Consider the following 23,982-nt stretch of genomic DNA (forward strand, 5'->3'; position numbering starts at 1 on the left):
ACGGATCGGGTGTTGCGGTATCGGGTGAAGGGCTTAGCGGCGACTCATTAATTTTCTACCGATGTCCAGAGCCCTGAGGCCTGGTAGATACATCCACGGAAGTGCAAGTGAACTGACTAGTCTCGACTTTTCTTCTTCGTGAAGAAGCCCGCGCCAATCAATCCGATTGTCACGATTACGCCGATCATAATGACGTCGGCACTTTCCATGTCGTTACCCCCGGTCGGTCTTCGGTTTTCTTACACTATAGCTTTTCACGGGATGGCCAAATCGAGGTGAAGCCCCGCTGTCCCATAAAGCGTTCCTTCTCCGGGCACTGGGTGCTGTGAAAGAATGTTTTGGTGAATTGCTTGGATGATGAGTTGCAGTTGGTCCTGAGTCTTGAGCCAGACGGAATCAATGAGGCCGCATTGATTTGGGCCCGCGCCACAGCCGTGCGCGACCAACGTCCAGAGCCGCTTACCGGCGAAGAAAAAATCCTTGGAATCCAACGGCGATTACAGCTGGAGGGAGCTAAACTCCTCGTTGCCAACCGCGAAGACTCCTGCGTGGGATTCGCGCTCTTTGCACCTCACGAAGAAAGCCTAGAGATCTTCTACCTTGCAGCCACCCCCGAGGTGTGGGGCAGTGGCGTGGCAAGTAGCCTGCTAGTCGCCGTTGAAGAATACGCCAAGAGTATCGGTCGCGCGGCTCTGGAACTATGGGTCATCGATGACAACAGTCGTGCTCTTGCCGTTTACGAGGGATCTGGATTTGTCGGTACTGAACAGGTGAAGCATGACCAATTATCGGGCCAGATTGAGCGACGGATGCTAAAGGAAATTTGTTAGTTGGCCGCTACGGCCTAAACCCAACCGCCGATGTCCCGCAGGTGGTTCTTGAGCCGACGTTGCCTCCAGCCTATATAGGCTCGTTCTTTCCTAGTTCCAAGGTCGCTAGGCTGAGAACATGAAACCTGGAAGATTGAAGGCTATTGGAACGGTCCTGCTGCTCTTGGCCATTGTTGGCACGCTTAGCAGCTGGTCAGTGACCGGCGATGATCGCATTGCCTCTACCGTCATCAACGTACTTCTATTCTTAGTCGGAGCAGTAGCAATATTTCTGGGATACTGGCGTTCTCGCGTTCGAGGAACCGCGACGGCACAAAAACGAATCGGCTGACTCTGAACAGGTAACTTTGAATTCTGTATAGCCGTCCCGCAAAACGTTCCCCAAACGGGGGAGATTCGGGAAAAGAAAAACTCCGGGTCCGCCAAGGCGAAATACCGGAGTTTCCAATTCATGGCCCGAGTAACATGAAACAGCGGTCATCAAGGGCTTGCAAATCAACCTTACCTTGAAAGGTGACATATGGCGAAGGCATCGGGCAACGATACGTGGATCGAGAACTGGCTGAGCATGGACCGCTTTTCCACCTACCTCGAAGTCGCGGGAGGCTCTCGCACACGCGCCCTGGACCTATATGACTGGAACGCCAAGCTCAGTGCCGCTTTTCTCCACGACCTCAGCCACCTCGAAGTCGGCCTGCGGAACGCGTGCGACCGCCAACTTGCAGCAGCGACACTCCCAGGTGACACGCATTGGACCGACCCAGCTACGCTACTTGCCCTATTCCCCATTGTGATGCGACGAAACAAGCTGACCGGTCGGTTGCATGACGTGAACAAGATTCCCAGGAGCAACGTCGAGCGCGCCCGAACAAGCGCAGCAACAAAGCCACATGCCCCGCCATTGCCAGGGAAGACAGTCGCTGAGATCATGTTCGGCTTCTGGACCTATCTCTTGGCTGACGCGCATGAAAAAACGATCTGGGTTCCCCATCTCCACAAGGCGTTCCCTCCAGGGACAGACCGGAACCGACTCAACGACTCACTTGCCTCGCTTCGTCGCTTTCGGAACCGAGTGGCCCACCATGAGAACATTCTCCGTGGCTCGGAGGGTGAACGTCGCCGAATCGTCTATCTGGTGCGATTGCTGTCTACCGATGTGCTGGAGCATCTCCAAGCCAACAGCGACGTCGCCACGATTCTGGGGACGCGCCCATAAGGGTTTAGTGTATTGGAGTGTCCCGGTAGACGTTCCTCTTGTGCGCATCGAAATCGATCGTTCAGGAAATCAATTCAGGTGGGCACTTATCCCTCTTGTCCTAGACTGATGGCAGGATGGAGATATGCAGCACACTGTCCCTATCTACAGCATCGCGAAATCCTACACCGCCGCCGCTGTTCTCTTGACGTTTAATCCGCAACTACACATCGGTGATCGCCTGGTCTGGCTACCAGCGCATTTGAAATCTCTGTCGTTCGAAGACTTGCTCTCACACCGTTCCGGGCTCAATGATTATTTTGTTTGGCCGGACTATCGAGCTGCAGTAGAGAACGCCGCAGAACCTTGGGACGCAATGGACATCATTGCGCGTGCAGAGGTGCAAAACCCTGGCGGATTTAACTATTCAAATATCGGGTACCTACTTCTACGCTTAGCTCTCGAAGATTTCCACCAGAAGCCTTTTTACAACGTGCTCGACAACTTGATCTTTAGCCCTCTTGGTATTCAAGCCTCTCCTTTTGATTCCCTTGATGATTGGGAACAATGCAATCATCCCGCGATCACTGAGAAACTGCGCAACTACCACCCAGGATGGGTGTACACCGGAACTTTCGCAGCCACACCCGATGAAGCTGCACGTGGAATTGCGTTAATCATGCGAAACGAGCTGGGGTCGGCCGTGCCTGAAGCAATGTCGAAAACCCATTTGGTTGGTGCTCCGCAGAATCATCCGATGTCGCCGGAAGCTGGATACGGGCTGGGACTTATGACGCGCGGTCTACCTCCAGTAATTGTTGGGCATGGTGGGCAAGGTCCAGGGTTTAATCACTTCGCTGCAGTCAGTTCCGATGGTTCCCGCTGGTGCGGAGATACGAGCGCGCAGGAAGGTGAAGATCACGATTTGATTCGTCGATGCGTGGCCGCTGTGACCAACGATGATCTCACGGTGTCCCAGTAAAGGTTCCTCAATCGGAACGATCAGTTATCGCAATCAGGGTCATGCCACACCTTAGATCTGGCGGCAGGCCAGCGCCCACCTTCCGGAACGGTGCGACTGTTCCGTTTGGAAAAGTGCGCCTCGCTGGTTCTCGATTCGAAATGAATGAATTGGCATGGTCTGCGATTAGTTGTCCCGACACTGTTTGCCGCACAGCGCCTCCGCGGTTCGAGCGCCGAGCTCGTCTACAAGTTTTGGGTCCAAGCTGTCAGCGGCAACTCGCGCAATCCCCCTACCTAAATCAGCGCTAAAAGACGGATTGGCCCGAAGCCGCAACGACGCCTGAGCGAGTACGGTGGAGTGTTTTCACCAGCATCACGGCGAACACCACGGCCAGTACATCAGCGGCCAGCACCATGAGCAGTGAAGCATGAGCTGCAATCCATAACGGATTCGCATTGGGTAGCATCTGGGCGGGATCGACTCCAGCGGCCGCCTCCATTCGATTGACGGCGGCGCTGTCCGCAATCTGCCAGAGAAAGAAAAATGCTACGACTGCGACATTAAGGCCCAGCAGCGTCAAACCGCCAAGAACCCCGAGTAGCTTATTGAAATCTCTTGGCATTCGCACTCCTAATTACAGCCGTTCCGAACGGATTCCCAGAGCCGCCGGATGAGCAACTTCGAGTCCAATCCCTATTATTCCCGCTTTGGCGCACCGGGGGTTCTCCGTGTCGGGGCGGCCCAGCCGGATACCGGACGGCAGTCGATGCCCTTGGCCGCGGGAGACCGGCCAGACAGTTCGCTGGATCGGTTGTCTGTGTCCCGGCACGGTCCAGGGTTTCTGGATGAAGGACTTTTTCTGCCCCACGAATCACTGCACTCGGTCAAATGCCGAGCCCTGGCCCGGCATAATGATTCGGCCCCGGGCGATCAGCGACGTGGAAGCGAAAGCCGGCCGCGACGACGCGCAATGGCCAGGAATACCACGGTAGCCACCGAGCACACCAAGATGGCGACGATGCTGGCTTCCGGCCCGAAGCTTCCCCCGGAAAGCCAGTCCGGTTCGCTGGTCACCGCGGTGACCAGCGAATCGCGGGCCTCGGAACCCGAGGTGATCGATCCAAAAAAGGCCCGTTGTCGCAAAGTTCCAGCCGAAGTGCACTCCGATCGCCAGCCATAGCGATCTGGTGGCAAGGTATGCGGCGCCCAGCATGATTCCGGCTTCAATCATGATGGCGAAGGCGCCCGGCAGCGAAGCATCCGGATTCACGAGGTGAACGAGCCCGAAGAGGATCGCCGAGGCGCCAAGTGCCACGGCTGTGCCCCAGCGGCCGCGCAGCAGGCGGAACACGACTCCGCGGAAGAATACTTCTTCCGAAACGGCGATCGCGCACATCATTCCGGCGATGGAGGCCAGCAGATCCAGCGTCCCCCGATCGAGATTCGGACGAAACTGACCGGCCTCGGCCTGCACCACCATCGCGGTCACATGATGGGTGACCACGTCGTGCAGCTCGTGGGCGATCCGCGCCCGTTCGGCCGTGATCGTCTCCCGTTCGGCCGCCTCGGTGCGGCTGCGACGCATCGCGGCCTGCGATCGGAGCCACGAGCCGAAGAACCACAGCGCCGCCAGAAGCGCTCCGAAAGCCAGCGCGTCGGAGACTGTCAGTGCCGCGTCGAGCGGAATCAGCGCCGCGGCGAGCGCGGCATAGCCGCCTAGGACGAGCAGCGAAGTCAGCATCCGGTGCCGCTGGAGCAATGCCCCGCGCCCACCAGGGCAACGAGCAGACCGAGGGCGGCGAAGGTGGTGGGGAACCCGAGCAATTGGTACGCCGCGAACGCCGCAAAGGCCAGCGCCAAGGACCACTGCGGCCAGCGGCGCAGTATCGCGACCGAGCCTCCCTGGATCACGATCAGACAAACGCCGAGCGGATTGAGCCGGTGATCGGGCGACGCAGCCAGCTCGAGCCCCTGCTGCGCCACACCCGGCACGAACGACAAGCCGACAAGCCGATGAGAACGACAGCGGACACGACTTCCTACTTGAGTTGCGCCACCGGAAATCGGACAGTCTTCATCCCAAAATCGTACCCGGATGCCCAGGGCGCAGGTGATGCCGCGGCGGGCAGCGCCGCGATGACGGTTCCATCTGCCGGCGTTCCCCCAAGGGCCTGCGAGCGGGCACAGGAAGGTTGCTTCGCTGACGCCGGCGGCAGATCCGGATGATGTAGGTCAATGATCCGAGTACTGCGGTGCGGAAGTAAATGCCGCCAAACCGAGTGGATACGTTGACCTTGAGGCAGTCTCCGCTGTAACCGCCTCGCGTGTTGACAGCCGCGACCCCGTGGCGAATGGCTGTAGCCTACAAGGTGAGCACGTTCTTGCAGGGAAAACAATGATCGTGGTTGCCCCTTGGAGTCAGTCCGGCGGTTGAGTTTTCAGCGGTGAGGCATTTGGCGTCACGATTCGATCCACTAAGGAAGGTCCCGTTTTGCCTTTGTCCTTTATCCCGCCGCGTCAGGTCAATATCGGCGACGCGGCAGCATTCGTCGGCACCACACCGCAGGCGATCCGTCGCTATCACGAGATTGGCCTGCTCCCCGAGCCCGAACGGGGCAGCGATGACCGCCCCCGATACGGCTACGAAGACATGATCCGGCTGCTGTGGATCCACAAGATGACCGGCGCCGGGTTCGCCTCGGAGGAGATCCGTGACGCCTTTGCCGGCACGGCTCCTGTTGGTGCCGACAGCGTGCAAAACGCCGCTATCGCGCAACGCATGCGCACCCCAGATGGCAGAATGGGATTACTTTCCGACTTCGTCACCTGCCGCCTCAAGCCCCTGCCCAAGGGCTCCCTGCGCCAGGCGGATCTGGACAGCCTGCTGGTCACAGAGCGGATCTTCGGCCCGCTCGGCGCGGCCCTCCAAGCCACCCGTTTCATTGCCATAGCGACCCACCCGGGTCTGCAAGAAGAATCCGACCGTGTTGATATCGCCGAGGAGGCACTCGATGACACGATCGCTGCCGAGGACCCGCGTGTGGCACTGGTAGCTGCCAAACGGCACGCATTCGAATTGCAGCTGCACGCAGTCATCGAGGGTTCCAGCCTGGCGCTGAGCGACGAAGCGATCGTCGACTCCTGGGACGCATTGCACCCCGAGAACGAAGATGAAGATGAGAGCGGAGTCGACCAAGACCCTGGCACGGGGCCAGAGACCATGAGCGCAATCGAAGCTATTGGAAAGATGCCCTACGATTTCTCCCCGGCCCGCCTGCGCTGCATGGAATTGGCCGAAGAACTCGCCACCAGCGAGTCACCCGGTTCTTGAACAAGTCCCCTCGTCCTAAACCAGGAAGTATGCTCGGATATCCGTTGAGCCAGTCGAGATTCCTTGCGCCAGTGTTGGTCCAGATATCGCACCTGGGACCAGCACGTCGATGGCTTCGCCCGAGAACGTGTCCGTAGCGGGCGCCGCTAGCGGACCGAGCGCTTCTCGGAAACAGGGCTACGCCGCACCATGGATCCAGGTCCCGACCAGTGACCGTCCTATGGGACAAATCAATATGGAGCACCAATATTGGTGCGGTCTAAGCCAGCGCCCCTTCAAACGGATTGCAAAAAAGGAAATCACGTTGCCGTTCAGGAAACAGAACACCGCCTTCCACGACGGACCATAAGTACTCAATAGTGCCGGAGCAAACCAACGCGAGCATGGACAGGGTTTCGATTCGAGAGTTGATGGCAACCACCATTGGCTGCCGCTTCCTCCGTCTTCGGCGGCCCTCTCCGACGGGCAGAGAAGCTTCAGCTACCTCGCTGGCTTTTCGAGTGCATCAACGTCTAGGCTCAGCACTAACAGCAAACGATGGAGGAACCATGGCAACGCAAAGCGTGTCGCCACACACGGGCTCGGAACCACTGAACAAGCTGTCCGTCACGGCCCTGGCCCTTGCGGCCTTAACCCTTTTGAGCATGTGGTTCCTTGGCAACTCGGGTCTGGCGATCTTTGCGGTGGGCGCGGGCCACGTTTCGCTAAACCAGATCACCCGACGGGGCGGTCGCGGCCGCTGGCTCGCAATCGTTGCGCTCGTGATCGGATACGCCGTTGCCGCCCTCTCGTTCTATTCAATTCTGACTGCCATCCCACTGTTGATCCAGTCCTACATGGCCTGACGCCGTATTTGACGAGCAAGGTTTCTTGGCCGGCGGTAAAGCCAGCCCGAGGGTTCGTTTCCTATTTTTTGATGCTTCCCATCTCTACGGGTTTCCCGGCATTGGGGTTGTTTCCCATCAGGCGGACTATCCGGTTTTTCGCGGAATGCCGAAAGTCCCCTCCCGCTCGAAGCCCATCTCGACGAACAACTCGAACAAGCGTCCTTCCGCCTGTTCGTCCACTCACCGGAGCGCCTGGGATACGTCCTGCAACTCAACGAGCGCATAGGCATCCAGATTCCATGCATTCCCGGGGTGCAGTTGCGAGCAAAAATTGACCCGATAGCAGGGCGAACTCACCGAGGCGCGTGGTTCGGCGTGGTCAGTTCCTATGGCGCGCATGGCACCAAGATACAAGGCTGTGCGGTGGAGCTCTAGAACAACCAGTTGCCTAGGTCGCATGAATTATTTGAACCGTAGAATCGCATCTGGTGAGGGTTCCGTATACTCTGCACTTGTTTTCTGGCGCCAAGCATGGACGAAGAATCGCTGGAAGTTGACTTTTATGAGCCGCATCTCGGGAGCCGCTTGAGCAGTCAGGCTTTCTCCTACTTCACAAAACCATGCCGGGTGGTCGATCACCGTGGCTGCCGGTTCGCGAAGGCAGCCTAGCCACCGCCGCCGGCCCGTTGCGGCGTCATGAATCATGGAAGTCCGCTGGCTCCGGTGCGATGCGTTTGGCCATGAGGCAGAATTTGTTGCCCTCCGGGTCAGTGAGAACGTGCCAACTGCCCGACGGGACCACATCGGTCGACATGGCCCCCAACGACAGGAGCCGTTCCAGTTCTTCCGCCTGGCCGCTATCTGTCGGACACAGATCGAAGTGCAACGTTTCGGCTCTGGGCACGACGTCGTCCGTACGCAGGAACAGCATCGTCGGGGCATTCGGAGCCCCGGAGATCGCGACTCCCGTCGCGTCCGACCCCGTGATCCGGTAGCCGAGCGCCGCGCACCAAAAACGAGCCAAGCGCTCCGGATTCCGTGCCTTGATCACGATGTCCGCAATTCGACTAGCCATGCACTCCACCCGCTTCCTGCTCGCCGACCGTGCGGCTTTCGACTTCGTGGCAACCCCGCGCGGCTGGAACTCGCACGGGCCGGCAAACTGTCAGTATCCCATCGCTTCAGGTGCCGATCGCCAACCGGACAACAGTGAGCACGAGCCACCTAATAGCTTTTCGAGAATCCCGCCATTGATCTCTGCGATTCACAGTACACCCGGCATGGTGTGATGCCGACTATGGAAAAGCTCCCATCCATCCGGCGAGCGCCGCACTTTTACTACGCCACTCCCCCTGATCGATCCAACCAATTCATACCGTGCGTCACTCCTCACATTTTCGGTTTCGAGGTAGCCATCTGGAACATTTTCAGATACTTTTTAACCTACCTACCGATAGGTAGGCAAGATTCTTGATTTAGAAGGCGCTTGCATGACTACTACAATTTCCCGCCCCCTCAAGGTGGGTGCATGGTTTGCTATCTCATTGGCACTCGTGACAGTTCTTGGTCCGGCAGGCACGGATATGTACCTGTCGTCCTTGCCCGATGTGGTGGAGCATTTAAACGGCACAGCGGCTTCAGGCCAGCTCACTTTAACCGTTTACTTGCTGGCCATGGGTGCAGGCCAGCTGGTATTCGGGCCGATTACTGATGCTTTCGGGCGCCGGCGGCCACTGCTGGCCGCCCTGATCGTTTTCCTGCTGTCCTCCGTATGGGCTGCCATGAGCCCATCAATGGGCATACTTTTAATGTCGCGCACATTGCAGGGGCTGGCAGCTGCCCTTACCCTAGTCGTGGCCCTGAGTATGGTTCGAGACGCAGCGCAAGGTGTCCGAGCCGCGCAGCTCTTTGCATTGCTCATGACGATCGAAGGCTTGGCTCCGGTATTGGCTCCCACGGTCGGTGGTTTTGTCGACCAGCATTTCGGGTGGCGTGCTGTGCTTCTGGTCTTGGCGGGGCTGGCAGCAATCGCGTTTGCGAACTCAACGGTGAGCTTGCGCGAGACACTTCCAGCTGAATCCAGAACGTCGTTGCGGTTGGGCCAGGTGATGCGCACCTACGGACGCATCGCACGGGATGGGCAATTCCTGCTACCGGCCTTAGGCCTCTCGGCAGTGTTCTTTTTCCTCTTCGCCTACATCGGCGGGGCGCCCTTCATCTACCAGGGGGAGTTTGGTCTCAGTTCAGATACCTTTGGCCTTGTTTTCGGTGGAACCGGGCTCGCCGTGATGTTCGGTGCAATTATTGCCGGGCGCACGGTAGGTAAATTCGGCGCCGGCAAACTCGGCGTCATTGGCACTATCTTGATCGCACTCGGCGCGCTGATCGGCCTAATTCTCTCAGGTATTGGGTTGGGTCTCGCAGGCATTGTCATCGGCATGTTTGTTGCACTCCTCGGAGTCGGAATAGCCGAAGCGACGTTGATGGCCTTGGCAATGGCTTCGCAAAATACTGCGCTTGGTTCAACCGCTGCGCTCCTGGGAGCTTTCCAGCTGATCATTTCCTCGGCGGCTACGCCCTTGGCAGGGCTTGCCGTGGGGATATCCACGGGGGCATGGCTGGGATTCCTTCTGGGCATCTCCTTGGTAGCCTTTATCATCGTAGGAGTGAGCATTAAGCGCGCCCCGGCGATCACCGATCTCGGAAGTCACTAGCAGAAGCCTGAACTTGTGGAGGTTTCATTGGCAAAACCCCTGTCCCCGTCAGCCCAACGCGTCTGCTTAGTGGCTGCCCAGCATTTTGCGCAACATGGCTATGATGGCTCATCACTCACCGTCATCGCCGAAGGCGCAGGCATGCGCAAGGCCTCACTGTATGCGCACTTCTCCAATAAGGATTCCTTATACGAGCAGACTCTGGATTTGGCATTTGCCGACCAGGAGGCCGCAGCGAAAGCTGCATTCGCTAGCGAAGCGGACGGGAAAATGCCGGGAATCGAGTACTTGGAGGCACTTTCCGCGAGGTATGCAGCGTCAGTGAACTTCCGATTCCTGCTGCGGTCCGTGTATGCCCCGCCGCATGCACTTGAAGCAAAGATCATTGGCAAATATCGTAACTTCGAAAACGAGCTGCGAGCCCTATTCGTGTCAGCTGCGGCCAAGGAAGACGAGAAAACGCGCGATCTGACGGAAGCGTATCTGGCGGTGGTCGACAGCCTCCAGGTCGAGCTGATCTATAATTCTGCTGAGAATTACGAGGTCAGATACCGAGCCGTGTTGCGGATGCTTCAGCATTACTACGAGAAGTGATCAAAGAGTTCCGCAATGCTTCCGGCCAAGCAGCTGAAGCAGTTCGGCACGAGCACCGCGGTGAAGCCGTCATCCGAATAATGCGTTCGAATGACGGCTTCGTGCTGTTCTGAGCCAACTAGCCTGTGAAACGTAAACACGAACGGATCCGAGCCACTACTAGGGTGCATATTCTTGGTCCTCGGAATGGAGTTCTCGTTGAGTTCAATCAAAAAGATCGTCGAGCAGAATCGATTACCGAAAAACCATGTTGCACCCCGGTGGCAGCGCATCCCTTAAGACTTGTCGAATGGTTCCGTGGATGTTTCCACTCGTTTCGGGATCATCGTGGCTCCGGGCCTGTTTTCGCCCCGGTTGTTGGACTAAGACAAATAATCGATTCCGTCACCAGTCTCGACATTCAGCGCTTCAGGCTCAGGTGCCTTACGCACGGCGGCTGCGTTCTGATTCCGGCAATGTGCCCGTCCAACGACGCTGCTTTGCGCGTATGCGCGGAGTCGAAAAAAGGTTAGTTCCATCATAATTCGCCCGGACAACTGGAGCTATTCCGCAGAACTCATAATGCATCCGAGGAAAAACCGTGATTGATTTGGAGGCATACTGTCGATGACTTCTTCAGGCACCGACTACGCTGTGCATCCAGCTGGTGTCGGCCTAGGCAAGGTTCTCTCGGAGCCATCTGGATGCATTGTCGGCCGCGGCGAGAATCTCAGGCTCTGGGCGTTGGGAGACTATCAGGAAACCCACCTGTTGAAGCCGGAAGGTATTCCTCCGAATCAATGCCCGTTGCACTTGATCGGCGGAGCAAATCTTCGATAGCTTCTCCCACCCATGCCAGACTCCCATACTGGCGAGGTCAGTTGAACGATCGCTCCCGGAAGACAAATCCCAGTCCAGAATGCCGGATACACGTCCTTGATCCCACAAGACATTATGGCCGCCCAAATCCCCATGCGAGAAGACTCGATCCTCAGCACTGATTCCGGCAAGGGCTTCAACCGCTTCTCCAGCCAACGCTCGAATTTGTGGTTCAATCCTTGGAAGGACCTCATCGATTTGAACCCGATGCCAGTCCGAGCCTCCGCAAAATGACAGGGGCTCAGCCAACAAAGAACGCAACGGCACCAGATCTATGGAGGACACCAAATCCAGCAGCCGCCTGATTTCGCCCGGCGAACCTTCACCGGCGGGGCATGGGCGTCCCGGGATGAATTCCGTCGCGACAGCTGATATGCCGTCAACCTCGATAACCGGCCCCATCGACCAGGGCAGATTCAATCCGATATCGCGCGGAATCATGTCGACAAGCTCTTGCCTCCGACACATTTGATCGCCGGTAAATTTGTCTCGCGCGATTCTGATAGCGGCCTGCTGCTCCAGCAGAACAACAACGTGGGCGGAACCTTCTTCGACGACTTTTCGACGCGCGCCACGCGCCTTGCGTGGAAGATCCGCGATCGCAAAGTCAACGATAGACGTCAGGCCGGAGTTGATTACTGGCATTGGCATAGTCATGAGCCTACAAGACTCGTTGGACTGAAACGCTCCCTGGAAGTGACTCGCGATTCTCGCCTACGTTCCGTGTACCGAATGCATTTCCGCGTATGGATCCGGCATAAGGTGAGCCCTAGGGTCTAAAGCGCAGGGCCATGCAAAATGCGTTCAACGATCTCGTCAGGGTGTTCGTCAGCCAGAATTCGCTGCTCTGCAACAAACGACAAGGGCTGCCATCCGTGATACCAACTTTGCATATCCGCGATGCTAAATTCAGTGGCCTTTGCCCTGCTCAAATGCCGTAGAGCCGTCTCCTCGAACGTCAGGTCGAAAGCATAGAACCGGGCATCATCAACATGTTCTGCCACGCGCTCTAACATTTCGCCATATCGGGAGGCGTTGAAGATTCCTTCCAGAATCACGTTGTGGCCACGACCTATGCAATACGTAGCCGCCATTTCGAGTAGATCTTTGTGAGCTAGGCTTTCGTTTTCACGCTCGTGGTAGATGACCCGTCTGAAGTGGTCCTGCTGAAGTACCGCTGTCGGCGCCCCGAGCTTGGTCTGGAGCAAACGCGCAATGGTGCTCTTACCAGACCCCGAATTTCCACGAATCACTACCAGCATGGCTAAAACCTTCATTCCGAATGTCCGCAGATAAACCTGTTACGCAATGCTGAGCACAGGCGGTGTCATCCAATTCCAGGGGGCGCAGCGTCCCGCATCGTGTTCGCCCTGCGGACACATCGAATTGTAAAGTCCGACTCAAAGCTATCCCGGCCCGAGGACCAAAACTTCAATGGACAAAACAGGCCTGAAGATCCGGCTGGCCGTCGCCCAGCATCGCGATTAAACCGATTCCGTCGTCAGCGCCACGCTAGTTCCCTACCAAGAGAAGCTTCGATTGCATTCAACAATGAACGACTAGATGGCGCCCAACGCCTTGCCACAGGCAATTCCAGCACCAGGGCCGGAGCCGAGCTGGATCTGCGGGGGCTCGAACACGGCCCCTTCGCCCTTGACCTGACACCAGATTACTGGTTGCCCCGTTCACCTACCGACCCAAAAGGCGTGAGAAGAATCCTCGGGCGGAGCGTGATTTCTTCGGCGCATTTGGGTCGCAACTGCAGCGCTCTTTTTGTGGAATATGAGCCATGACCTGCTGGACATGCTGGCCACAGCCGGCCCAAGTTGTTTTATGGCATAGGCGACAATTGACGGCACGGCACATGCTTACACTTCCTAAACTTAGTAGCACTTTCGAGGGTATCTCCGCGAGCATATCCAGTATTGCACATACCCTAGGGGGTATTTAAAAGCATGGACTCAACCACGACAGGGAAACCCCTAGGGGTATAGACTGAACTGAACTACGACCCCGAAGGATCCCTCCATGCAGCTTGAAGTCGAAACCATGAAGCCCGCAATCAACAGGCTCAAGCGGGCACAGGGTCAGCTCAATGCAGTGATTCGCATGTTGGAAGAGGGAAGCGATTGCCGCGCAGTGGTCACGCAGCTATCCGCCGCCTCCAAGGCGATTGACCGCGCGGGGTTCTCCATCATCGCCACCGGACTGGAGCAGTGCCTGCAATCCGAAAATCCGGAACTAGACCGAGCCGACATGGAGAAATTATTCCTCTCACTGGCCTAGGCAAGAAGCCGGCGGCTGCCCTGGAGACTACGAAGCGATCCCCCATCTTGCATATGGCCGAAAGCCGGTCGCCTAGTCCCGAGCATCATCCAGCAGCGCCGCCAGGAGTGCGCGGTCTGCCCCATCAAGCAAGCCCACGAACCGCGCGAGGCAGTTCTCCTTATTGTTCGTCTCCGTTAACGAACGGACCATATGCGCTGCAGAAAACTGGCAACCGGTCAGCGTGGCCTCGTATGTCCAGACTCTCCCGATCAGCGTGCGCGCGAGCAGTCCCTTGTCGAAGAGGTGCCCAAGCACGGTGGCGACCGTGGTGTAAGCAGGTGTGACCTCCTCTTCCGCATCCATTATTTCGAGTACGGTACGCGCGGTGTGCGGTTGGCCGCTGCGCCATAAGATGTTCATCACCCGTCGCTCCAGGGACCCGAGCTGCGGGGCATGCTCCACGCTGAAGGGCAAAGACGGCGGCACAGAGTCACTGGTCATCGAGGAAGACCTCCAATCGATACGCGTGGACGCGCAGGTACAGCACACTGGACTTGGCCGGAAAGCCGGAAAATCAAAGCAACGAACGTTGATGCCACTGCGATGCCTGCCAGCCAAGGCTGCAACGGAGCAAAGTACGTAGTTGCTCCGGAATACCCTAAGACCAAGAGGGCGATTTTATTGCAGACCGGGCAACCCACGGCGAACCAAGCCAGAACGCCGCCGGTGAGCCCTAGCCTAGAAGTCGCTTTTTCTTCTTTTCCTTGCCGTTTCTCGGCGGACCGAGTTGCCGGATCCTGACTTTGCGCGGAACCACTTGAATTCATTTCAGTCGAATTTTTGACGTAGCTTGCCAAGAGAAGTCCTGAGAGTCCCGAGGTGGCGATCCACACTGGGTAATTCCACAGGGTCGCGGGGATCTCGCGGGTGAAGATGCCGTTGGGAATCAAGACTGTTGCGAGCCCCAAAAGCACTCCTACCGCCACGGTGGCGGCGATTGCCGCCAGCCACTGCCGAGTCCCCCATAAGCTCAAGGCCTGTCCCGACAAAGGAATCCGACTGATAAACCCCTTCACCCATTCGTTCGCTGGCAACCTAGCTCCTTACCGAGCGCAGGCGGTCGCTCCGCCGGCATTTGTTTATTACTATGCCCCATCGTACTGTTACTAATCAACGTAGTAGTAAGTATTGGCGCCCGGACGGCAGGGAAGGAAATATAGATGATGAGCACGAATGAAACCGCTTCGAGGACACCAAAGGGGAAACGGCTTCCGTGGTTTTGGCTCCTCCCCATTCCGATCGTCATCGTCGTCGCCTTGCTGATTTGGTCCCAAATACCGGGCAAAGCTCCAGAATCGGCGCAGGCACCTTCGGCGATAGCGGAGAGCATCCAAGAAGCACCCGCTACGCCCGCGGCACCGCCGGCCTTTCCCGACGTCTCTCGCCTGGATCCAAAGGATCCAACTGCCGTGGGGTCGGTCGACGCCCCCGTCGTCATGGTGGCCTACTCAGATTTCCAATGCCCGTTCTGCGCCAAGTGGACCGATAGCACCCTGCCGAAACTCACCGAGAAATACGTAGACAACGGGCAGCTGCGGATCGAGTGGCGAGATCTGGACATCTTCGGCGAGGCCTCGCTGACGGCCGCCCAGGCGGGCCAGGCAGCCGCACTGCAAGGCGGCTATATCGATTTCCACCATCGCATGTCCCAAGGCGGGAACATCTCCGCGGCAAAAGACTTCACCGATGAGTCCCTGATTGCGATCGCCGAGGATCTGGGGATGGAGGGCGATAAACTCGTCACCGATATGGGCAGCAGCCAGGTCAAGGACGCGGTGCAGCGCAATATTGCAGAAGCCCAGTCCCTAGGGGTACTGAGCACACCGTCATTCCTCATCAACCGGACACCCTTCGTCGGCGCCCAGCCACTGGCCAACTTCGAGGCGGCAATCGAGGCAGAACTCGCCAAGGCCGAAGCCGAGCAACCGTAGTGGAGGCCGGAATCCTATTTGCCTTTGTCGGTGGGCTGCTCGGCCTGTTCAGCCCTTGCAATGCAATGCTTCTGCCGGCGTTCTTTGCCCATGCAGCGACTTCCACCCGGCGGCTTGGTGCCATCGGCTTGGCCTTTCTTGCCGGCACGCTAGCCACGCTGGTACCACTTGGCCTAGGCATGGGGTGGCTCGGCGGAGCCCTTGCCATTGACCGCGGACTGCTCATTGTCATCGCAGCATGGGTGATAGTGGCCTTCGGACTGCTGCAGATATTCGGCGGCGGATTTGACGCCGCCCGATTCTTGCCGCCACGAGTACGCCAGCCGCGTGCTCCGGGCTCGCTATGGGGTGCAGCGCTCTTGGGTACCGTTGCCGGTGTCGCAGGTTTTTGCACCGGACCGGTCCTTGGCGCAATCCTGACCTTGGTCCTCACCTCGGGCAGCCCGCTGGCCGGCGGCCTGCTGCTTTCCGTGTACGGCGCTGGCACGGTACTGCCCATCATCGCTCTGGCATGGGCCATCAAGAAGTACGGCGGAATGCGCTGGAGATGGATGCGCGGCCGCCAGCTTCGGCTCGGCCGGTTGCACTTGCACAGCAATACCCTGATCGCCGGAACAGTCACCTTGCTCGTCGGTGTGGCGATGCTTCTCACCGGCGGCTTGGCCACCGCCGGCGAGCTGCTGCCGCACGACATCCTCGAGGCAATTTCTTCAACTGCCGCGAACATCGACGCGGCCATACCAACATGGATCTGGATCGCTCTGGCCGCGGCCGGTTTCTTCGCCTGGTGGCTTGCAGAAGCTCGCCGCCGCCTATCGGCATCGGCTAGCGCTCGGGCGGCACAGTCCACTTCCACGAAGGGAACACCATGAACCACCATCTCCTGCTCCACCTTGCCGGAACCGGCGACGGCCCGCAGCCCAATCTGGAGATGGCTGCGCGCATCGCCCGCAACGCCCGGGCCGAGCTCCCCGATTGGACCATCGAGCTTGTGGTCCAAGGCCCGCAGGTAGCGCTCCTGGCCACCGGGAGCGAGCTGGCCCAAGAGGTGGTTTCGCTAGTGGATGCCGGGTTCATCGTGAGTGCCTGCGCCAACAGCCTGCGCTCGGCCGCGGTTGACGGCGAAGGGCTGGCAGCCGGCGTGCGAATTGTCAGCGCCGCGGTGGCGCGCCTGGCCACCGCTCAAATGGACGGTGCCGCGTACATCCGTGTTTAGTGCGGCAACACCGATTTTGGGAATCCATTGCTTACCTCATCGGGCACAGAATGCCGGCGTTCCTCCGCTAGTGGAGGAACACCGGCATTCATGTCACTGGATTAGGGCAGAAGCCTAGCTTGCTCGTTACGTTCGCCCGAACCCACGCAGCCGCAGCGAGTTCGCGACGACCAGCACCGAGCTGGCGGCCATGGCGGCACCTGCAATCATGGGATTCAAGAACCCCAGGGCTGCCACCGGAATACCGGCGGTGTTGTAGAGAAACGCCCAGAACAGGTTCATCTTGATAGTTCCCAGTGTCTTGCGGGAAAGTTCGATAGCTTGCGCAACCTGCTCGACGTCATTGCCCATGATGGTGACATCGGCTGCCTCGATCGCGACATCCGTACCGGAACCCATCGCGATGCCAAGGTCTGCCTGCGCCAGCGCCGGTGCGTCGTTGACGCCGTCACCGACCATTGCCACAACCCTGCCTTGCTCCTGCAGCTGGCGCACGGCCTGGGCCTTGCCTTCGGGGAAGACATCTGCGAACACGTCTTCCGGCGCGATTCCAACCTTGGCGGCAACTTGCTGCGCTACCGCCTTGTTGTCCCCGGTGAGCAATACCGGGCGCAACCCAAGCTCCTTGAGCCTTGCAATGGCGGCAGTCGAGGACTCCTTGATGGTGTCGGTCAGGTTGACGAATCCGGCGAAGGTCCCATCTACGCCGATCATGATCGAGGTCGCGCCGTTGCTCTGCGCGGTTGCCAGGTCCGCGCGCTGCCGATCGCTTAGCTCAATCCCATTTTCCTTCAGCCAGCTTTCGCGGCCGGCCACCACGGTGTGCGCCCCCACCATTGCTCGCACGCCGCCACCGGCGGCGGAGACGAACCCGGTGGCCGCGGCCAAGGAAGCCTTGGTACGCGCCGCTTCGACTATTGCTTGAGCAATCGGGTGCTCGGAGCCCGACTCGGCAGCGCCGGCCAGTGCCAGCAGCGCTTCTTCGTCAAATCCCGACGCGGGGGCAGTGGAGGTGACCGCAAGGTTGCCCTCGGTCACGGTGCCGGTCTTGTCCAGCAGCACGGTGTCAACCTTGCGGGTGTCTTCCAGGACTTGTGGTCCACGAATCAAGATGCCCAATTGGGCCCCTCGTCCGGTACCCACCAGCAAACCAATAGGAGTCGCCAGGCCTAAGGCACAAGGGCAAGCAATGACCAGCACCGCTACCGCGGCGGCGACAGCCGAGCCCATATCACCGGTGAGCAATAGCCAGAGAACGAAGGTGGACAGCGCAATGACCAGCACAATCGGCACAAAGACCGCGGAGATGCGGTCGGCAAGTCGAGCGATCGGTGCCTTGCCCGTCTGCGCCTGGGATACCAGGCGTCCCATCTGAGCCAGCGTGGTGTCCTTGCCAACGCGGGTAGCGCGAATAACCAGTACGCCGGAGGTGTTGATTGTTGCACCGGTAACGGTGTCATCCGGGCCTACTTCCACGGGCACCGATTCCCCGGTAACCAACGCGGTATCCACCGCCGAGTGCCCCGAGACGACAAAGCCGTCGGTGGCAATTTTTTCGCCAGGGCGCACAATGAACTCATCGCCGGGAATCAGTTCGGCCGCTGAAACCTTGGTTTCGACGCCTTCGCGGATCAATGTGGCTTCCTTGGCGCCTAGATCCAGCAAGGTCTTAAGCGCGTCGCCGGCTCGAACCTTGGCGCGGGCTTCCAACCAGCGGCCGAGCAGCAGGAAGGTCGCCACGACACCCGCGGTCTCGAAGTACAGCGCATGCTCACTCATGGCCATGCCGACGTGGGCTGTGATATTCGGATCCGCAATCAACTGCCACAGCGAGTAGAAATAGGCGGCAAGTACACCAATGGAGACCAGAGTGTCCATGGTGGAGGACAGATGACGCGCGTTGATGGCCGCGGCACGGTGGAACGGCCAGGCTGACCAGAACGTCACCGGGGTGGCAAGAGCCAGCGCAACCCAACCCCAATGCGGGAATTGAGCACCGGGGATCATGGAAATTATGAACAGCGGCACGGTGAAGATCGCGCCGACGATGAGGCGTTTCTTCAGGTCCTGGCCGGCCTGCGCGGCGGGCTTGTTCTTGCGCGGCGGCTCAGGCGATGCTGCCGCAGTGGAGGTTTGCGCGGTTTCGGTCTGCGAGCGGGCTGACTGCTCTGCGTATTGATCCACCTTGAGGTTGGCCTTGTAACCGGCGGATTCGACGGTTGAGATCAGCTCTTCGTCCGTTACGCCCTCCGGAACCGTCACGCGAGCGGACTCCAGTGGAAGATTTACCAGCGCTTCCACGCCTTCCAACTTCCCCAGCTTGCGTTCGACTCGACCCACGCAAGAAGCACAGGTCATTCCCTGTATATCCAACTCGACGATGCGTTGATTGGTGGGGAATGCGGTGTCGTTACTCATGATTCCACTTCTTTCTCACTCCCGGAGACGGGCTCATATAGCTATTCGCGCCCCGTCTCGGGGTGGGTATTTAGGCTTCCGCGGAAACGAGCTTGTAGCCCGCTTCGGCGACGGCCGCTTCGAGAATCGAGTTCTCGACTGGTTCGTTGGTGGCGATGGTAGCCGTAGAGGCTCCACCGACGACGAGGTCAACCTCGACATTGCTGACGCCGGGGATCTCTTGGAGTTCCTCGGTCACTGACGATACGCAGTGCCCGCAGGTCATGCCTTCAATCTTCAAGGTGATGTTGTTGCTCATGACGTCCTCCGTGTTTGTTGTATTGCTATTTGCTTCTTCATCGCTCGAGTTGCATCCGCAGCAGCTTGATTCGTTGCTCATGAGTTCCTCTTCTCGCGGGATCTTTCGGTTCTCGAAAAGTCATCTGGGCAAACGGTTGGCCTTGCAGGAAGCTCCATGATTTTGCATGGGGTCCATGCCGGCCGTTGCGTTTTCCATACCTTGACAATATACCCCTAGAGGGTATCGGGTCAAGTACCCCCATAGGGTATATTTTCAATAAAATCTAGAGACAATGGATGCAAGGAACTGCGTCATCGATTCACTGGTTGTCCAACGTCCGGGAAAATGGTTCATCACAATTGCCCAGCCCCAGGATTGCAGGTTGAGAAATCGGAGCGCGAAGCGCCACCCCAGGAGCACCGTCGATTTCCGAAAACTTGCCATTGAACTCAACGCCGGCAGGGCCTCGCGACACCCGCGGGAAGCGCGATCTTGAACTTATAGATGATGCCGAGCCCGCCGCCAAGTCCAGTAGCCAACGGTGCGCAACCAATGCACGGCAGAAGCTGCATATGCTCCACCGACCACATATCTGGCAAGAAAAGCCACCTAGGCCATCGCGGTGCACAGGATTCCGCCCGCGGCACCGGGCGCCCAGCGTCGAGCAGGATTCCTGGATTCAATCCCTTGCGCGCAGAACACCGCTCTTGCCGTTACGGATGGAATGCAGCGAAGACGCGCCGCGGATCTGGCGCCAGGCCTTCTCGGCTTTGCTCAGCGGCTTGGCCTGATCTAGTCCGGGGCGATTACGGCACTCGCGAATGGATCATCATTCAGCTCATACTGCTTTCATCGTGAAGTAGTGGCTCGTCTCGCCGCTGCGGATCAACGCACATTTCACACCGATCGGCGGATCATGGCCGAATCTGGCGAAGGATTGGATCGAGATCGCTTATCGACAGGCGATCAAACATAGCAGGTCCAGCGCCGCGAAAAATCTGAATCGGCATATCCGGAAATTCATTCCGGGGTGGGTTGAGCGCGGGGATCCTATTGCATAAAGCTCATCCACTGCGGAAGGCTTGCGGACGGCTCCCCCTTCCAGAACTCCTAAACACAGGGCGCTAGATCAACAGTTCGGTACAGGCACAGCTGGGGCCGGAGGATCTTTGGCGTTCCAAGATCCTCCGGCCCCAGCTCATAGGCCAACTTTAAAAAGCTAGATGGTCAGGCTTGATGATAGGTTTCGGCGAGCGCATAGACGGGCGTGGGCAGCCCCTCGAAGCGGGCCTTGAGCTGCAAGCCCAGATATTTCGAATAGTGCCTGGACTGGTGCAAGTTCCCGCCGTGGAACCAGAGATTCTTGACCTTGGTCGGCTTCCACATATTTCGCAGTTCGCCTTGCCAAGGACCTGGATCCTTGGTCGTTTCGGAGCCCAAGCCCCAGCATTTACCCACCGCATCGGCGACCTCTTGGGAGATCAGGTGGGCGGCCCAGCCGTTCATCGACCCATAGCCGGTTGCGTAGACCACCGCGTCGGCGGGCAGCTCGGTTCCATCGGCCAGGATCACGCTGTGCTCGGTCAAGTGCGAGACCTCGCCCTGGGCCAAGGCAATGGACCCGTCGGCCACCAGCTCGCTCGCGCCGATGTTGATGTAGTAGCCCGAGCCGCGGCGCAGATACTTGAGGAACAGCCCCGAGTCGTCATCGCCGAAGTCGAGGTCGAAGCCCACGTCCTCCAGGGACTTGTAGAACTCTGCATCCTGTTCGCGGACCTTGTCGAACGCGGGCCGCTGGAAATCCGGCAGGACTCTATACGGGATGGAAGCAAAGATCAGGTCAGCCTTGTGGTGGTCGATGCCTGCGGCCAATGCCTGTTCGGAATACAGCGGCCCCAGCACGGTATTCATCAAGGATTCCGAACGCACGATGTGGGTGCTGGAGCGCTGCACCATGGTGGGCTTTGCACCGTTCTGGACCAAATCCGCGCAAATATCGTGGGCCGAATTGTTCGCGCCGATCACCACGACGTTCTTCCCTGCATAGCGTTCACCACCTGGATGCTTCGAGGAATGGTTCTGCTCGCCCGCGAAGCTCTCGGCGCCCGGATAGCGGGGAACGTTGGGGATTCCGGACATTCCCGTAGCCAGGACCAATTGGGTGGGACGCAGGGTGAGCGGCACCCCATCTCGTTCGACTTCAACGATCCAGCCGTCGCCGTCCGGGTCTTGCCGTGCACCGGTTGCTTCGGTCAGGGACCAATAGTCCAGTTCCATGAGCTTGGTATAGCTTTCCAGCCAGTCGCCCATCTTGTCCTTGGGGGTGAACACCGGCCAGTGGTCGGGAAATTCAATGTATGGCATATGGTCGTACCAGACCGGGTCATGCAGGGCCAGCGAGTGGTAGCGCGAGCGCCACTGGTCCCCCGGCCTTGGATGCTTGTCGATGACCAGGGCCGGGACGCCCATGCGTTTGAGCCGTGCGGCCAATCCGATGCCGCCCTGGCCGCCGCCGATAATCAGTGTGTACGGCTGCTCGGTGATTCCGAGTGCTTGACGCTGGGCTTCGCGGCGGTCCAGCCAGTTCGCCTTGCTCATCGCCGAGCCGTGCTCGGCCCCGAGTTCCCGCCTGGACCCGGCGGGCTCGGGATATTCGCGCAGTTCCTGGGCCGTGCTCAGCAGGGTCCAGCACCGGCCGTCGCGCAGCCGGAAGAGCCCGAGCCCGTTGATGGCATCGTTCTCGAAGGTGTACCAGGCCTCGACGACTCCATCGGCGTCCTGTGCGCTGGTCACCTTCAGGTTTCGCGGCCATGCCCCGCGCTCGACGCCGAGCAGCATCTTCGCGATGTCTTCGCGCCCCTCGCTGGTGTGCAGGTTCCAGGTCAATGCGGTGAGGTCCCGCCAATAGCATTCCTCGCCGAAGAGCTCCGCGGCCCCTTGCACATCGCCTGCTTCCAAGGCCTGCTGCAGCGCTCGGCACCATTCTTGAGCCTGCGCCAGTGGATCGTTGTTCGCCATAGCCATCACTTCAATTCATCGGGAGTCCGGGAAATGATGCGGCTTATTCTGCCGCCCTGAAGCAAGGCTATGACGCGGGTCACAAAATGGAAGCGTTGCAAAAGGTTGCATGCCTCCAGGGATCAAGGTTGGCGGTACACCGGTACCATCAGCCGATAGGGCCGGGAGGCAATCAGGCCACGCAGCCTTCCACGCAGCCGGGAGATTTCGGCTCGAATAGTCACGTTGGGCGTTTGCGCAGGCCACAGTTCCTGGAGCTGCGCCGCGGTGGCTCCCGCGGGGCAGCTCGCCAGAAGCTCCAAGATTTGCCAGTGCTTGGCACTGAGCCCAATGCGGGTCGTTCCGCTTGGCGTATGCACCAGCGCTTCCTGGAGGCCCCCGGCGCAGAGTTCAAGCGTCACTTGCTCATCGGCTCGTTGCAGGAGCCAGCCGCCGGCAGTTCTGCGCGCATCCACCGCACCGATGCCAATGATCCAGTTGCGCCCTTCTTCCAAGGCCGGTGGCAAGGAGATTCTACCGCTGATGCTGTATCCACGAGCGGACGCCACAGAACCCTGGGAATCAACCAGCAGGTATGCGCCCTCCGGCAGCGTTGCTGCCAGTTCGAGCCGTTGCATTTTTAAGTCGTGCTCGCCTCGCAGCAGTAGTTCCGCTTCGTGGGCGACGGATGAAACCAGCGCCAGCGAGTGCGGGTGAGCTGTGCGAAATGATCCGGCCAAGGTGATGGTGCCGACCAAGGATGAAGTGGCAGGGTTGCTGACCGGCGCCGAGGTGCAGACCCAGGAATGCTGTTCTTCGCGAGCATGCTCCGGACCAAAAATTTGCACCGGCGTCCGCTCGGCCATTGCGGCGCCGATGCCGTTCGTGCCGACGTCGCCTTCCCGCCATCTGGCCCCGGCAACAAAGCCGATGTCATCGCTTCTCCGGCGGATCATCGAAGGTCCCAGAACCCAAAGCACGTACCCCTGGCTATCGGAGATCACCAGTTGGTTTCCAGCCTGCGTGGCCAGTGACAGCAACCGGTCCTTGAACAGCTCAACTAGTCCGTTCAATTCCTCATTGGATTCCCGCCGCTCGCGGACAGTTGCAAGGTCCAGGGGAACAATGTCCTTGTACTGCGCTCCGGCGCGCGACCAGGAACGAGCCACCACGGGTCGAACCAGCGAGGGAATGCGCGTGTCTTCGGCCCAGCTCTGATACAGGGCTTTGAGGCCCCGTGCCTTATTGGTTGGGTCTTCCCCCGCTGTCAGGGCCGCTTGGAACAGCGCCTGGGACCCACGGTGCTCCACAGTCATCTACCGAGAATGCCATGCTTCGCTAGTGGATGGGAAGCTTTCGCCGCTTAAAATCGCTAAGGCTTTCCCCGAACCGTCGAAGGAACTGGGGAAGGCCCGCGAGCAGGTGCGAGTTTGCCTGTGTGCTGCCGTGAATTCGGCGACCGCCTTGGTTGCGGCATCTATGATGCTTGCGCGGCACTC

At 59.0% G+C, this 23,982-nt stretch carries 24 protein-coding genes; 11 read left to right on the plus strand and 13 right to left on the minus strand.

Going from position 1 to position 23,982, the window contains the following annotated elements:
* Nucleotides 1-350: 350 nt before the first annotated feature.
* The 3 genes from CQ015_RS15975 to CQ015_RS15985 all read left to right on the plus strand — a co-directional run bounded on the left by CQ015_RS15975 (nt 351) and on the right by CQ015_RS15985 (nt 3,007).
* Complete coding sequence (locus tag CQ015_RS15975) at nt 351-830, plus strand: N-acetyltransferase (protein ID WP_176484227.1); 480 nt, start codon at nt 351-353, stop codon at nt 828-830.
* A gap of 520 nt (nt 831-1,350) precedes the next feature.
* Nucleotides 1,351-2,046, plus strand: coding sequence for an Abi family protein (locus tag CQ015_RS15980; RefSeq protein WP_219844323.1), 696 nt, complete (start codon nt 1,351-1,353; stop codon nt 2,044-2,046).
* 124 nt (nt 2,047-2,170) lie between these two features.
* Entirely contained in the window at nt 2,171-3,007 is an 837-nt protein-coding gene (locus CQ015_RS15985) for a serine hydrolase (protein ID WP_105553858.1), read from the plus strand.
* A gap of 286 nt (nt 3,008-3,293) precedes the next feature.
* Here CQ015_RS15985 and CQ015_RS15990 read toward each other — a convergent pair whose 3' ends face one another.
* The 3 genes from CQ015_RS15990 to CQ015_RS16000 form a co-directional block, all read right to left on the minus strand.
* Nucleotides 3,294-3,611 carry a hypothetical protein gene (locus CQ015_RS15990; protein ID WP_096287603.1) on the minus strand — a complete coding sequence of 106 codons (318 nt, stop codon included), beginning with the start codon at nt 3,609-3,611 and terminating at the stop codon, nt 3,294-3,296.
* Nucleotides 3,612-3,860: 249 nt separating this feature from the next.
* Nucleotides 3,861-4,730: a type II CAAX prenyl endopeptidase Rce1 family protein gene (locus CQ015_RS15995; RefSeq protein ID WP_105650625.1), complete on the minus strand. Its 870-nt coding sequence runs from the start codon at nt 4,728-4,730 to the stop codon at nt 3,861-3,863.
* A complete protein-coding gene (locus tag CQ015_RS16000; protein WP_105553862.1) occupies nt 4,724-4,990 on the minus strand; it encodes a hypothetical protein in 267 nt (88 codons plus the stop codon). The genes CQ015_RS15995 and CQ015_RS16000 overlap by 7 nt, the downstream gene beginning before the upstream one ends.
* Nucleotides 4,991-5,480: 490 nt before the next feature.
* On the opposite strand from CQ015_RS16000, the gene CQ015_RS16005 reads away from it, so the two are divergent.
* Nucleotides 5,481-6,320, plus strand: coding sequence for a MerR family transcriptional regulator (locus tag CQ015_RS16005; protein WP_105553863.1), 840 nt, complete (start codon nt 5,481-5,483; stop codon nt 6,318-6,320).
* 259 nt (nt 6,321-6,579) lie between these two features.
* On the opposite strand, the gene CQ015_RS19060 is transcribed toward CQ015_RS16005, so the two are convergent.
* The gene (locus CQ015_RS19060; RefSeq protein ID WP_181148597.1) at nt 6,580-6,744 is read right to left on the minus strand and encodes a hypothetical protein; all 165 of its coding nucleotides are present in this window, start codon (nt 6,742-6,744) and stop codon (nt 6,580-6,582) included.
* Between the two features lie 124 nt (nt 6,745-6,868).
* On the opposite strand from CQ015_RS19060, the gene CQ015_RS16010 reads away from it, so the two are divergent.
* Entirely contained in the window at nt 6,869-7,165 is a 297-nt protein-coding gene (locus CQ015_RS16010; RefSeq protein ID WP_105553864.1) for a DUF4190 domain-containing protein, read from the plus strand.
* Nucleotides 7,166-7,841: 676 nt separating this feature from the next.
* Here the strand turns inward: CQ015_RS16010 and CQ015_RS16015 are convergent.
* Nucleotides 7,842-8,222: a VOC family protein gene (locus tag CQ015_RS16015; RefSeq protein ID WP_105553865.1), complete on the minus strand. Its 381-nt coding sequence runs from the start codon at nt 8,220-8,222 to the stop codon at nt 7,842-7,844.
* Between the two features lie 415 nt (nt 8,223-8,637).
* Here CQ015_RS16015 and CQ015_RS16020 point away from each other — a divergent pair, with 415 nt between their 5' ends.
* Nucleotides 8,638-9,861: a multidrug effflux MFS transporter gene (locus CQ015_RS16020; protein ID WP_105553866.1), complete on the plus strand. Its 1,224-nt coding sequence runs from the start codon at nt 8,638-8,640 to the stop codon at nt 9,859-9,861.
* A gap of 69 nt (nt 9,862-9,930) precedes the next feature.
* Nucleotides 9,931-10,455, plus strand: coding sequence for a TetR/AcrR family transcriptional regulator (locus tag CQ015_RS16025; RefSeq protein ID WP_181148599.1), 525 nt, complete (start codon nt 9,931-9,933; stop codon nt 10,453-10,455).
* A 654-nt stretch (nt 10,456-11,109) separates the two neighbouring features.
* On the opposite strand, the gene CQ015_RS16030 is transcribed toward CQ015_RS16025, so the two are convergent.
* Nucleotides 11,110-11,964, minus strand: a complete 855-nt coding sequence (locus CQ015_RS16030) for a phosphotransferase (RefSeq protein ID WP_181148600.1) — start codon at nt 11,962-11,964, stop codon at nt 11,110-11,112.
* Between the two features lie 125 nt (nt 11,965-12,089).
* The gene (locus tag CQ015_RS16035; protein ID WP_181148601.1) at nt 12,090-12,575 is read right to left on the minus strand and encodes a zeta toxin family protein; all 486 of its coding nucleotides are present in this window, start codon (nt 12,573-12,575) and stop codon (nt 12,090-12,092) included.
* Between the two features lie 766 nt (nt 12,576-13,341).
* On the opposite strand from CQ015_RS16035, the gene CQ015_RS16040 reads away from it, so the two are divergent.
* The gene (locus tag CQ015_RS16040) at nt 13,342-13,599 is read left to right on the plus strand and encodes a metal-sensitive transcriptional regulator (RefSeq protein WP_105553870.1); all 258 of its coding nucleotides are present in this window, start codon (nt 13,342-13,344) and stop codon (nt 13,597-13,599) included.
* Between the two features lie 72 nt (nt 13,600-13,671).
* Here CQ015_RS16040 and CQ015_RS16045 read toward each other — a convergent pair whose 3' ends face one another.
* Together CQ015_RS16045 and CQ015_RS16050 are read right to left on the minus strand one after the other, a co-directional pair.
* Nucleotides 13,672-14,082, minus strand: coding sequence for a BlaI/MecI/CopY family transcriptional regulator (locus tag CQ015_RS16045; protein WP_105553871.1), 411 nt, complete (start codon nt 14,080-14,082; stop codon nt 13,672-13,674).
* The gene (locus tag CQ015_RS16050) at nt 14,079-14,675 is read right to left on the minus strand and encodes a hypothetical protein (protein WP_105553872.1); all 597 of its coding nucleotides are present in this window, start codon (nt 14,673-14,675) and stop codon (nt 14,079-14,081) included. Before CQ015_RS16050 ends, CQ015_RS16045 begins: the two co-directional genes overlap by 4 nt.
* Before the next feature lie 129 nt (nt 14,676-14,804).
* Here CQ015_RS16050 and CQ015_RS16055 point away from each other — a divergent pair, with 129 nt between their 5' ends.
* Genes CQ015_RS16055 through CQ015_RS16065 form a run of 3 tightly spaced genes read left to right on the plus strand, consistent with a single transcriptional unit; the run spans nt 14,805 to nt 16,788 of the window.
* Nucleotides 14,805-15,572, plus strand: a complete 768-nt coding sequence (locus CQ015_RS16055) for a thioredoxin domain-containing protein (RefSeq protein ID WP_181150447.1) — start codon at nt 14,805-14,807, stop codon at nt 15,570-15,572.
* Nucleotides 15,572-16,444, plus strand: a complete 873-nt coding sequence (locus tag CQ015_RS16060) for a cytochrome c biogenesis CcdA family protein (RefSeq protein ID WP_181150448.1) — start codon at nt 15,572-15,574, stop codon at nt 16,442-16,444. The genes CQ015_RS16055 and CQ015_RS16060 overlap by 1 nt, the downstream gene beginning before the upstream one ends.
* A complete protein-coding gene (locus CQ015_RS16065) occupies nt 16,441-16,788 on the plus strand; it encodes a hypothetical protein (RefSeq protein WP_105650628.1) in 348 nt (115 codons plus the stop codon). Before CQ015_RS16060 ends, CQ015_RS16065 begins: the two co-directional genes overlap by 4 nt.
* 126 nt (nt 16,789-16,914) lie before the next feature.
* On the opposite strand, the gene CQ015_RS16070 is transcribed toward CQ015_RS16065, so the two are convergent.
* The 4 genes from CQ015_RS16070 to CQ015_RS16085 all read right to left on the minus strand — a co-directional run bounded on the left by CQ015_RS16070 (nt 16,915) and on the right by CQ015_RS16085 (nt 23,799).
* Nucleotides 16,915-19,206 carry a cation-translocating P-type ATPase gene (locus CQ015_RS16070; protein WP_105650629.1) on the minus strand — a complete coding sequence of 764 codons (2,292 nt, stop codon included), beginning with the start codon at nt 19,204-19,206 and terminating at the stop codon, nt 16,915-16,917.
* 70 nt (nt 19,207-19,276) lie between these two features.
* Nucleotides 19,277-19,504, minus strand: a complete 228-nt coding sequence (locus CQ015_RS16075; protein WP_105650650.1) for a heavy-metal-associated domain-containing protein — start codon at nt 19,502-19,504, stop codon at nt 19,277-19,279.
* Nucleotides 19,505-20,713: 1,209 nt separating this feature from the next.
* Entirely contained in the window at nt 20,714-22,504 is a 1,791-nt protein-coding gene (locus CQ015_RS16080; protein WP_105650630.1) for an NAD(P)/FAD-dependent oxidoreductase, read from the minus strand.
* Nucleotides 22,505-22,626: 122 nt separating this feature from the next.
* Nucleotides 22,627-23,799 (minus strand): GAF domain-containing protein, encoded by a 1,173-nt coding sequence (locus CQ015_RS16085; RefSeq protein WP_105650631.1) that lies wholly within the window; start codon nt 23,797-23,799, stop codon nt 22,627-22,629.
* Between the last annotated feature and the right edge of the window lie 183 nt (nt 23,800-23,982).

Source organism: Arthrobacter sp. MYb221 (genome assembly GCF_002979835.1).
Taxonomy (GTDB): Bacteria; Actinomycetota; Actinomycetes; order Actinomycetales; family Micrococcaceae; genus Glutamicibacter.